Raw genomic sequence first — 13,327 nt, 5'->3', positions numbered from 1 at the left:
TGCTTTCTATTGATTGTATCGAATAATTTAATTATACTCTTTTTTTCTTAAAAAAACAAGCGTTTTTCCTACTTCTTTTCAAAGAAGTAGGAAAGAAACTCTTAGTGTCGTGTATGGAATTGAGTGGTTAATCGAATTTTACACCCGAGTAATACCCATATATTATAAATTTCTTTACGCCACCTTGAAAAACAGACAAGAAAAATTTACGTTTGTTTTTATGAGCTTATTATATCTTTCACTCACCTGTCATTCTGAGCGCAAGCGAAGAATATCTTAATCATCTAACTTATCCAATCTTTCTTTCATTAAAGCCAAATCGTATTCCAAAAAATACTTTTGTAATAGCGGATAAAACTGTTTAAATTTGTTTTTATCATAAAATACTATATCGCAGCCCCTGTCGTCGTACACCGTAAATATACATTCGTTTCGGAACGAAACCAAATGAATAATCGGATTTAATTGACGGTCAATTTGTTCGTTGAGCGCTTTTATTGCATTGAATTTTTCGTCGGGATAACAGCAAATTCGATTTCTACGACAAATATCTTCACGGTCACACTCATTAAACGGAATATCACGTATTACTTTATGTTTGAACTTTTCTTGATAACCTAAACTGAATTTTAGCAAACGCTTTACCATTGCGGCAACGCTGTTTATATACACAGTAGTGCCCTCATCAAAATCAAAGTCGTAGATGTAATTATCGAAAAAGAACATATCGACGCCGTTTTCAAAAAGAATATTGAATATTTCCGCGGCGCGTTGCTTTGCGGCATTCAAATGCTTTTTATTAGTATCTCCAATACCCAACTCACACCGCAGAGCAAGCTCGTTATTATAAAAGTACGGCGGATCGTAACAAAATTCTTTGCTTAATATCATTTCTTCTATGCATGATTTATTATTCATAATAGTTTCCTTACAGAAGCTCAACAAAAACAGCCCCGCTTTTTCAAGAGAGGCTGTTTTGATTGTTGTTACTACATATCGCTGTCGTTAGACACGCCGTTGTCGCCGGGGTTAAGCCCGATTACGTTGTTATTGGGCGCTGCGCTACCGCCGCCGATCATTAAGCCGGGATCAGCTTGCTGAGGCATGGTCGGAGGCAGATATCCGAACGACTGATACATTGCATTGGAAGTATTGGCGATACGGAGCATTTGCTCTTCGAGTTCGAGCTCGGAGATAAGCACAGCTTCGAGTTCCTCGCGTTTGCGCTTGCGGCGTTTCAGCAATACTATGAGCAAGATGATGAGAAGGATAAGCAGGAGTATGCCTATGCCGACACCCAACCAGATATACGGATAAGTTTCGACGCTTATCTTGACCAAGCTCATGAACGGCGCCGACGGACGGTCGACATTCTTGACGTGGATAGTCGCTTTGGTCGTTTCACCCGTGCGGTCGACTACGCCGATTGTAAGATCGGTCTCGCCTTTGTAGTTATAAGTAAGGTACAGTATCGTCCTATCGTCGCTTACGCGGAGCGAAACCATTGTGGGCGACGTGACGCTCATGGCGTTGGGATCGAACAACAATCTGTCGCCGAGTTCGAGGTCAAGGTCAGTAAACAGCATGCCCGTAGTAAGAGCAATCGTGCCGTTGCCGTCCAGACCGTAATCGGACTCGCGGGTGTAGAACGTGTAGCCTGTCGCGCGCGTGAAGTTATCAAGAAGCGTAGGCGCGTGGTTCTTGCCGACCGTCACAGGGAACTGACGAGTATATGTGGTCGGGTTCTCCACACCGTTCTCGATATCGGTGCGCTTAACGAATGTTACGTCAAACGAAACGCTCTCAATCTCGCGCGTGCATACGAACGACCAGTCACCATCGTTGTCGAGCCCTATGGTCACGTCGGGCGAAATCGTGGACAAACCGGTTATTACGTAGTCGCGACCGGGGTTGAACGTCTTTTCTTCGTCATCGGAAGCGAGCGCTACAGCGGAAGGTGAACCGTCGCCGGTGCCGATGCTCAACGTATTGTCGTAAGTATCGGTTACTTCGTTGAACAGCATTTCCGAAGTTACCTTGGTCGGGATACTGCGTATCGCATTTACGCGATTAAGGTCTATAACGTTATTTATATCGTAGATGGACGTTACACGTACGCTGAACGATACCGTACGCGCGTCCGGATCGTTCATAAGATCGCCGTCAGACACTACAATCGAAACGTCTTGCGTGCCGTAGAAGCCCTTGCGCGGGATAATGCGAAGCTGGTCTATCGATCCGTCCACAAGCTCGACGTTGACGATATTACCGCCGTTATCGGTGCCGATCGTGCAGTGAATATCCATGTCATCTGTTTTGATGGGAAGCATACCGACGATATACAGCTTATCGGAGCCGTTGACGTCCTCTACGTAGTCAGAAACCTTAATAATGATAGGATCGCCGTCTTTGGTATCCGAACCTATTACCGAGAACTTCTGAATATCCTTGCTCTTAACGGTAGGCGCGGCGTTAAGCACCTGAACGTTGATGCGAATGGTTATGCCTGCATCTTCGGTGTTCTCGCCTGTTCCGCTTCGGTCGATTACGCGAATGTACGCGGCGCCTTCAATGTTACGGGTATGCGAGTTAGCGACAACGCTGAATCCCATGAAGTGATAAGGGTCGACGTTTACTCCGTTGTTGCCGTAAATAGGCGTGATCGTAGCAATCGATTCTTCACCGGAAGCGTTCTTGACTTGAAGCGCTCCGTTTACAACGTAAAAGTTTTCGTTAGTTGCGCTTGCCGGCTTAATCAACCTGAACGAGTCGGTATCCGCCGCGCTCGACGTAAAGTCGGGGTCGGCAAACCAGTGATCGGCAACGAGATTAACGTTGAGCGCGCCCTCGTTGGGTGCGACCTTAACGTCTATCGCGTAAGAATACTTCTCGGCCTTCTCGTCAACGGTTTCGGGAACGTAAATCTCGTAACCTACGCCGTTCGCGTCGAAGAAGCGCGCAGATTTTTCAAGCTGCTCGGTATTGAACGCAATATCGGAGTTCTGAATCGTAATGTAAAGGGTTGCACGGATCTTCTCGTTAGACTTATCCAAGCCCCAAATATTTACAGGGAACTTAACCTCGTTTGCGTACGAACCGTCGGAATTGCGCTTATCGATACGACGAAGCACCTTAATGCGGAGCGAGTGCGCAGGTATGCCGCTTGCCGAAGGCACATCATCGTTGTTGATGGTTATTTCGATAGCGCGGTCTTTACCGGGTGCTGCCTGCCAATCGCAGTCTGCGTCGGCGAGCGCTTCGGCGTAATCATTGTTTGTATTACCCGACGAGATAAAGCCGTTTACACGCACGGTGTCTTCTACGTCCGAATCGTTGAACATGGAAGCAAACGGGTTGGTCTTGTCGAATATCGGGAAGTCATGGTACTCGCCAACCTTGCCGCTGAATTCGAGCACGCTCGAATTGGTATTGACGGTGGGCGCACTATCCTTAACCTTGACGTAGAATATCGAACCGGATTTGATAGCAGCGTCGCGAGTCTTGTAGCTACGGTCGCTAACCTGCTTCTCAATCTCGACGTACATCAAGATATCGGTGTTAATGTTGGAAGTTACAGGTCGAAGCGTGAGCGAAACGCCATCCTCGCCAATATCGAACACGAAGTATTTATTGATGAACATCAACAGCGACTTATTGACCGTATACGTACTGCCGACCGCGCTGATACCGCCTACAAGGTAGTTTTGACGTGCGGAGTTGAGCACGCTCTCTTTGAGCCAAATATAGTGGTTGTTGTACTGCGTATTCGAAATGTCAAGAAGCTGCGCAGCTTCCGTAAGCGAGAGCGGATCGTAAACGGTGTTATCCGCCTCGTTCATCTTCATGAACGCATAAACGCGAACATCGTAGTTCAGGTTGTACGGGAGCTCCGTTACCGTAGCGTTAGCTTTACGGTTGATGACGTCGGAGTCGTTGATACCCCAGCTCTTATCGGTAGCCTCGTCCTGATCGACGGAAGCTTTCATGCCGCCGTAGTTGAGGAATTGATAGGTGCTGTCTACGCCCGCAATGCGCGTCCTATCCTCTTCCTTGAGCTCCTCTTTTACTATGAGCTCATTTTCCTTTTCCGTGAGTTCTTTGACGTACGCGCTTACGCCCGTATAGTCGTCGTAGCCCTTAACGTAAACGGTGTCGATTACGTTACGAAGATTGGAATTGAACTGACCCTGCGGGGTGATCTTGCTGCTCGCATACTGCCAATCGTTAGTCATGGACGAGTAGAACGTATGCAGTTTGATGGTGATCGGAATAGCGTTCTGGAACACGTTGTTTCCGCAGTCGCGAACGTAGAACGTAAGCTCGTCGCTATCCCTATCGGGGTTGTACGTTAAGCAACGTACTCTGAAACTCTGATAAGTGTTGTCGGTTATTTGTATATCGTAAATATCGTTGTAGTAATGCAATCCGATCTTGGTCAGCGGCATGCCGTTAAGCATGAACGCGTCGTATTCGTTGGAGGGACAATACATTGCTATATTGTTGTTATCCTCAACATCGGGATCGTATGCAATCTCATTGATATTGACGGTAAACTCGCCGTACAGCGTTTTGGAGACGTAATTGTCGCCGCCGTCCAAGCTGACGCTGACTCTTTCGTGTACGTTGTTGCCGGTGGCGTTGTAAGCGCTCATATACGTTTCGTATACGCCTGCGGTGCTACCAACGGTATTAAGCGCCGAGCAAAGGTTGTGATCTTTGTCGCCTTCGGCAATCGCTACGGGCGACGAGCTCTCTACCGTTACGTACATGGTGAACGTTGCACGAGCGCCGTCACCGTCGATAACGGTGATAGTGATGGGCATCTTCGTGCATACCCTTGCCGCAACCACGACAACGTCGAGCGGACGAAGCGTGCCGCCGCTTGCCCTGCCCTCGTCGGGCATCAAGTCACACTGACGGGCAACGTTAAAGCAGCTGCTATCGTAATACTGAACACGCTCTATTCTGAGTCCCCAAGGCGTATCGTCGTCCGCAACGGCAAGATAGCCGAGGTTTTGGAGCGCGCCGTTATCGGGAACATAATCGTGCAGCTTGTAACCTCTGTTACTGGCATTTTCGGAATATTCCTTATTGAGGTTAGCTTCCGTAAGATTCTTATACTGCACTGTCGACGAAGTGAAGCCCGCGTCGCCGGCAGCCATGCAAAGGTTACGCTGAGAAATGTTGCGCGGCGTTTGAAGCATGCCGTAGGAAGTAGAGTTCTTAGCCGAGTCGGACAACGTAATACCGGTTTCAGCGCCAAGGAACCTATCGTAAGGCGTAGTAACGATCGTGAAATAGTCGCCTACGCGCATTTTAAGCTCTTGCGCCTTATCGTGCGAAGCGGAAGTACGAATCGTCGGGGCCTGGTTGACGACCTCTACGTAAATCGTAAGGGTCTTGGTCGTGTGGTTCTCGTTATCGGTAAACGTAAGCGAGAACTTGAAGTTTTTATACGACTGTCCAAGATAGGTGGTTCTGCGGTTTACCCTTATCTGAATGGTGTTCGACATGGGCTTGCTGTTCGCGGAAAGAGCAGGCGTCGCCGTGTCGTCGTATTCCATATACATGATAACGTCAGGAAGGCTGCCGAGCGCGGTCTTGATCTTGTTACCGTCGGAGAACTTGGCCGTACCGTTAACGAGTTGCGAGTTGGTTGTAGCGCTCCATCCCTCGAACGGCGATTTAAGGTAAGTACCGGTATCCGCTCTGAACCTATCGGAATACATACCGCCTTGCACAGCCGAAACCTTATTTACAAGCGTGGTGTAATCGCTCTTCCAGTACCAATCGAAAGAACCGGAGCCTTGGTCGTCGCTCTTGGACAAAAGCGAATTGGAGCTGATAACGTCGGTAAGGCTGAACTGATAAGTGGAGCCTACGGGAAGCTGTACGGTTATCTTCTTGTTACCCGTGCTTCCGCTTATGCTGGTATCGTTTTCGAGGTTGCTCGAAAGCGTGGGCTCCGAACCGCTGATATACACACGAACTTCGAGCGATACGAACGAGCCCTGTTCGGGGCCGTCGCCGTGGCTGTCGTAAATAAGTATTTTAAGCGGGTAATAGCCTACGCCGCCCGTAGTGGCCGCAACGTATTCGAGTCCGCGCTCGTTGTAATATTGTTTAAGCGCGTCGCCGCTAAGACCCTTATCGGTCGTCATTTCGGCGTTGAGCGTGGTTTTGGCAAGCGGCGTAATGGTAAGGCGCGTACCGTCGGGGCTGACGCTCGTTCTGAAGAACTTGCTGTAACCCTCCAAAGAGTGCCCGCCCATATTGGTACCGTAAATACCACCATTGGGCTGGAACGCGTATTTTGTTTCTCCCGAATCTTCGTCCTCAGTAGTCTCGAAGTTGACGAAATCGAGATTTGTTGCGCTCGCCTTAGAGAACGCATACGTAGTAGCGTTACGCGAACCGAAGTAATTTCTGAGCGAGTTCTGCGCCGCAGGCGAACTCGTAGCGTCGATAGCGTTGGTAAATACAACCGTATCGCCTACGACCGTATGCTCTCTTGCGCGCGCGCCGCCGAGCGTAGACATGGGAGTGAGCGATTCGGTATAGAAGTATGCGTTATCGGACAACGAGGTATTGATGCTGTTATCCGCATTACGCACAACGTCATCGTCTTTAAACTTAACGTTAATAACGTCGTCGGCATTGGTGATCGAAGTGCCGTCGCGAACGAGCTGTATCGACTTGGCTGCGCCGCCGGTGGTGAGATCCAACCTAGTGTGGTAGCCGTTATCGGAGGAAACGACGCCGTCCCTCTCGTTACCGGCGGTAACGAGATCAACTGCGGCATTGCCTATTTCGATCTTGAACGACAGCGTAGCGGTGTTGCTTACCGTTTTGCCGCCCTCGCCCGTAGAAGTCGAGTTACTCGCCCTTTGAACGTTAGAAGTCGCACCTACGTACTGACATTCCGCGACCTTAACGGTCAAGGTAAGCGAAGATTCGCTCGAACGGGTGGATTTTTTGGCAAGACCGATACCGAACGTATTTTCGATAAGGTTTTGCTGATGACCTTGAAGGTAAAGCAATCTGCCTTCGGGTCCGATCAAATTGTTTTTATAAGTGCCGGTACTGAAAATACTCAACGCGCCGTTCTCGTTAACGGAAGGAATAGCCAAACCGTTATTGAAGTACGGGCTGTTTAACGTAGTCATGAACTCGGCGGAGTCTTTCGTATATCTCGTAAACGTTACGTAAGGGTTTTGATTAAGCGTTTCGCCCGTCCACTTGCCGCCTTTGTTATCGGTAAGAGTTAACGCCTTATAAATGTTGTCGGAGTTAAGCTGATATTGATAAGCGGTCGTGCTGTTTTCGAGGAATCCCAAATCGTACGCAACGAAGGACGATTGAGTAAACTTAAGCTCGTTATCTTCTACTTCCGTATACGAAGGACGCATTGCGAAGTAGCTCATAGGTACATACGTGTAAGACTTATTAGCGGCAACGTTGATCGTATCGCTGTACTTAAACGCAACCTCCGCATTGTTATTTGCGGCAATAGTATCAGCCGTCTGATAAGCGTATTCCTTGCCGGGAACGTATACTTCGCCCGAATGAATACCCGCGTTAGTTTGGTCGGCTTCGCCCTGAGCACGAGTTTTAAGCTCGGTACCGCTAGACGTAACAATTTGGTTACTGCCGTTCAAGTACAGGTTTGCCTGATCTGCGTCGTAAACCGACGTTTGTGTGCCGTCGTAGGTGGAAATATAGTTTTTCGTTCCATCATAATCGGCAACTACGTAATAACCGCCGAACTGGTTGTAGTAGGTATACGGGATAATACCCATACTCTGAACGTACAAGTGGAAATGATTTTCGTTGGAAATAGATACAACAGCCTGCTTATCGTTACCGTCTTTATAAGCGGTATTGCTGCCTGCGGTATCGCCGCCGAAGACCGTTTCGTCGCGCAAAGCGGGAACGACCGTAATATACGAATCGTCGGTAGAATATGTTCTGGGCGTAATGCTGATTGCCCAATCGCCGACTATCCACCTGCCTTGACTGTCGAAGAACGACTCCCACATGTCGTTTGTCTGCCACCACGCGGCGTCTTTTGCCGCAAGCTCGCTCGCCTTATAAGCCGTACCGTTGACGAAATAGATTACGTCGTAATTGCTTACGTACGTTCCGACTGCGCCAACGTTTGTCGACTTGTCGCCTATCATAAGTCGAACTGCGGAATGTGCGTCGAAGCCAACGGTAGGAACAAAGTTCTTCATCGTCGCGAAATCGGTGACGGTAGCACGTTGATAAGACAAAGCGCTATCGCGAACTTGAAGAATGGGGCGTTGAAGTATATCGGTATCGGTCGATAAGATTTTGATTTGACCTGCGGTCGCAACGCTTAACGAAGCCGTTTGCATGGTTTCGCCGTTAGTAAGCGCGGCAACTGCGTCGTCGCTCGAAGCGAAATAGCGAGTACGGGTTATATCGGAATTATTGACCGTTTCCACCGTCCATTGGTAGCTCCTATCGCCCACTTCATCAAAACCGTTATCGCCGGTGTTGACAGTTATAGGCGCGTTGATTACCTGAACTCTTATGTAGCACGTGCTGCTGTCGAGAGTTCTGCCGTCCGAGGACCTGCCGTCGGTTACGTCAAAGAACACATACAGAGTGTTTATATTCTGCGAGGAGTTAAGCGCTGTAATGGTGAGCGTTTCGCTCGTAAGCGTTACGTCGATATAGCTACCGAGGTATTTATTGCCGGCACCGTCCGCGTCGCTTCCGTTAGTCAATGCGTCCAATACACGAACAGGGTTGGTCGTGTAGAACATGATGCCGTCGCCTTCGTTATCAGTAAGGAAATCTTTATAACGGTCTTCCTTATTCACGGACGCGCCGGAACGGAAAATGATAGTGGACGGTTGAGCAATCGTGGTTTTGCCGTCCGAACCGTAAGGCAGTTCTTGGGCGTTATTGAGCGTGCCGGTTTGTATAGGCGAAGTAGAAAGCGTATAAATACGCTCGTATTGTACCTTCGGCGCACTGTTAATAATGTTGATTACAATCTTGATCTTGGATATGCCCTGCGCGCTACCCGAAGCGCCCGCGCCTATTCTGTCGCGAACATTAAGCTCGATTTCAACCGGCGCAACCTGAGTACGGCTGAGCGCAGTAATTACGATATAATCGAGGTTATAGGTGTTGGCAGTTGTGTAGTTGCCGTTGCTGTCGGCAAAGCGGATCTTGCTGCCCCACGAGTACGATATGTACGAACCGCCTACAATCGAAGGAGTTTCATACTTAGACGCGTCGGCCTTATACGGATCGAAAAGATAACCGTCAAGATTGGAGCTATCGGTCGTACGCGCGAAGAACAAGCCGTCAACGTAAGTGGGTTTAACGGTTTCGAGCGCACCGCCGAACATATTGGTCGACGAGAGCGTGCCGAAATTACGCGTTTCGTTGAGTAACGCTATCGTGTTTTTAAGGTTGGCTTTGTACGTTTCCGAAGAATAGTCGCCGTTGGCATTGGTCGCCTTTACGGGTGCCGCCAAACCGTCTATCTTTCTGCCCGAACCAGTAGACTTATCGTCTACGCTGAACTGACCGTTAATGAACGTGCCACTCAAACCGTTGAGTGTAAACGCATGGTTGGTTGTATCGGCGGATAAGTTGTTGCTGTCCGTAGGATAGTTTATGCCGTCAGCGGTGAGATTGCCGTCCCACAATAAATCATAGGGAGATATGAGCGCCGACGAGTTTACGGGCATATTGTAAGTAATCTCGGCAAAGCCGTCCCTAACGGTGTAGGAGCTGGTTACCGTTTTGCCGTCATCTTTATAGTTAATGGTGGCGACGTTTTCCGAATTGTTGTTTGTAGGCGCGGTATTTGTTACGTTGATTGCGATATTGGCGCCGTTTGCAACCACAGCGTTAGAGCTGTCGCGGAGCGCAACGTTTGCGAACAAGTACCTATTGTGCGTATAGTTTTTGAGCGTAATCTTAATACCCTTGAGCTTTACGCACAAAACGTCGCTTCCGCCGATATCGACGGTTACCGTTTGATTAGACTTGCCCGTGCTGTCTACAACGTTTGCAGTCTGTACCCTGCCGCCGAAATAGGTTGTGGGTACATATATATCGATAAATTCGGCTTTAAAGTATTTTTGAGCCGTTGTAACGTCGTTCTTGATAACGCTGTCGTAGATTGCTTCTATCGTAGAAGTAATCTGAACGAGCTCGTTGAGCTTGCTATCGTAAGTAAGACTTGTCGTATAGTAGTTATCGGAGTCCGAAGCGAGCGGTTGAAGATTTGTCGAAGAGGTTTTAATCTTGTTGTTCGCGTCGGTGCCAGTAGCATACACGCCGAGCGGGTATGTTTTACGATCTACGGTAATACCCATGGGGGTGAAGTAGAATATGCTGCTATCGCTCGCTACGCCGCTTGCAGTGGGCATTTCGCTCGCGCCCGAGCCGTTACGCTCGATATTGGTCGTAGTGGGAGCTTTGTTGCTGACGATAATACCGAGCGGCAACCATATACCGGCATCGTTGGTATCGTTTCTGTCGACTATATTCAAAAGAACATAGAAATGACCGGGGTTGTTTATCGTAACGTCCGTGGTCGTAGGAGCGCCCGTCGAACCGCCGGTAATTGATTTACCCTTTCCGCCAGCGCCGCCCGCCGTACGTTCGGGTCTGTACATATTATACGTGGCGCGCAAGCCGGTAAGCGAGAGCGTCATGTTAGAGAACGAGTACTGAACGAACGCGCTGTTGGACGCGCCGTTGCTTATGTACCAATCCTGGAAGCCTGTAGAGAAACCGCCGCCGACCAGCGTACCAGAAGTAAGCGAGTTATTGGCGGGAGTGTTGCTGTCGGTGAACGACGAGCTCGAAGCGGTTGCGCCGCTCGGCACGACGTTGAAGTACGACGCGCCGCCGCTGACGGTCGATACTACGTTGCCGTACTTGTCGAGCTGAATAAACTCGGTTTCGGGAACTTTTACGGCACGAATATAGTGGGTAGACGCGGTAAGCGTACCCGTATCGGCGTCGTTATAGAAGCTCGAAATATTAACGTTTGTCGCCGTCATGGGAGTAAGCGTAACCGTGGGGTTGACGGTGTTTACTACCGTAGGACGGTTATTATCCATCTTGAATACAATATCGAGGGTTATCGGATTGACGTCCGCCGAAACGTTCTTCTCGGTGGTATACGCCGTATTCTTTTCTACCGCATACAGCGTGACCGACAATACCTGATATTCGGGATCGGGAGTTTTACAAATTAAAGTAATCTGCGTAAATGCGTTGGCGACCTGAACCTTGCTCTTGTTGTAAATAATAGGTTTTATCGTATCGGTAAGGCTCGCAGTTCGATCGTATTCCTGAATAATAAACTTAGGATTATTACCCGTGATCTGAGTAGTCGAGTTGAGCGCAATTACCGCCATATCAAGGCTGTTTACATTGGTCATTAAGTCGCTCGCCTTGATCACGAAAGGCACGTCCTTTTGAAGGGGCGCTTTAATGTTTACCGTGTAACGGGTAGTACCGTTAGGGTTATAAAGGTTATCTTTGCTTAAACTCGTTTCGGTCGAGCTTATCGCATTACGCTTCGACATGCCGATATAGTAGCTGTTATCGGCACTTCCGCCCGTTACTTCCACACCCGTAGTAGTCGTCGATCTTTGTCCCAAAGCTTGAGGCGTTACGGTAAAGGTGAAGGATACGGTATTCCACTCGTACTGCGCGGGAGTGTTTGCGTACGAGTCGCGTACCTTTGCGTATAACGTGAGTCTGCCGTTTAATGTGCAGCCGTCTATACCGTTACGCGGGTACAATTTTACCGACTTAACGGTAATCTGATAATCGCTCGTCCATTCCCAAGTCAGATATTTACTGGCGGAAGTGGTGCAAGCCGAGTTAAGGTAAAGTCCGGTCGAAGCATTTTTGGTAAGCGTAGTAAGGCTACCCGCAACGCCGTCTGTAAAGAAAAGATTGGTTTTGGTTGCGTCGGGATCGGTTGCGATTTCTCTTGCGTTGACTACGGTCGAGCCGCCCGAACGGTTGATGCTGTAAGATTTGCCTGCCGAAACAGGTTTTTGGTTTACGTTTATGACATTTATGGTAGCACTACCATTGCCCGTGTTCGTGCTGACACCGCGCTCGTATACGGCGCTCGTCATGGTGCTTTTTACATAGCTCGCGCCGCCGCCGCCACCGTAACAGTTACAAGTGCTGGGACCTGCGCCGCCAGCGCCGCCGTAATAACCGCCGCCGCCTCCGGCACCGCCGCTGTAGTTGCTCTTACCGGTACTCGTACCGCCGACGCCGAACGAGCCTGCCCCGCCTGGATTAGTACCGGAGCAAGTACCGCCCGTGGTCGTTTGTCCGCCGTTGGCATAAAGACCGGCGTTGCCACCGGCGACTACGCCCGAGCCGCCTGTTTTTGCGCCGCCGCCACCGCCGCCGTAATAGGAAGTCGAGTTGGCATTACCTGCACCGCCGCCACCGCCGGCAACGATAAGAATCGCGCCCGTATTACCGGAAAGCGAAGAAAGCGTACCGGTAGCCGTAGCGATATGGGTTGCGCCGCCGCCACCGCCGCCGCCGTGACCGCACGTACGGTTGGACTTAGCATTACCGCCGCCGTTGTATCCGCCCGAAGCAGTACCTTTAGACGATCCGGGGAAATTAGCGCCCTTGCCGCCTACAACTATATATATAGTAGTGACCGCTGTAAGCTTGATAGTAGCGGTCGTTCTGCCGCCCTTACCTGCCGCCGCAGCATACGCCGAATAGCCGTTGCCGCCCGCCGCGCCGTTGACGATGAATTGGAATTCACCGATGGGAAGCGTAATCGACTGTACGCCGCCCGTATAAGCGTATGTAATAACGTCGCCGTTATTAAGCTTACCCGGTGCGCTCTGGTCGCCCGTAAGCGTACCGCGGTTAGCGGAAGTCGTGACTTCCTGCTCCACGTTATCTACCGACGACGCGGGGCTGAAAGTGTTAAAGCACACCGCGCAAGTAACCGATATCGCGATAGCCGTAATTAAAGCGACTATCAGTATCAGCGCACGCTGCATTCCGCTCAGATGAAGTCTATTTGTGTTGTTTGGACGGTTTTTCATACCCTACCTCACTACGAAAACAAACCGTTTGTTTACAATTTGTTCATAATTTCGTATGTATACAGGTAAATGTTAACATATTGTTCACAATTTGTCAACACTTTCTGCCAAATTTTGTCGTACAAATAGCGATTATTTTTTGCGTGCGGTAAATTCGGAGCTAATTATCTTTTTTATTTGCTTGACTTTTCTTATTATATGGGCTATGATATCGGTGTTCATAAAAT

The 13,327-nt window shown here is 49.4% G+C and carries 2 protein-coding genes; both read right to left on the bottom strand.

Going from position 1 to position 13,327, the window contains the following annotated elements; translation table 11 throughout:
- Positions 1–276 precede the first annotated feature (276 nt).
- Positions 277–918 carry a DUF3885 domain-containing protein gene (locus HDT28_06655; protein ID MBD5132245.1) on the bottom strand — a complete coding sequence of 214 codons (642 nt, stop codon included), beginning with the start codon at positions 916–918 and terminating at the stop codon, positions 277–279.
- 71 nt (positions 919–989) lie between these two features.
- Positions 990–13,100 (bottom strand): hypothetical protein, encoded by a 12,111-nt coding sequence (locus HDT28_06650; protein MBD5132244.1) that lies wholly within the window; start codon positions 13,098–13,100, stop codon positions 990–992.
- Positions 13,101–13,327 lie beyond the last annotated feature (227 nt).

The organism is Clostridiales bacterium, from assembly GCA_014799665.1.
Taxonomy (GTDB): domain Bacteria; phylum Bacillota; class Clostridia; order Christensenellales; family Pumilibacteraceae; genus Anaerocaecibacter.
Note: the sequence above shows the minus strand (reverse complement) of the source record. Positions and strands in the feature narration are given on the sequence as shown.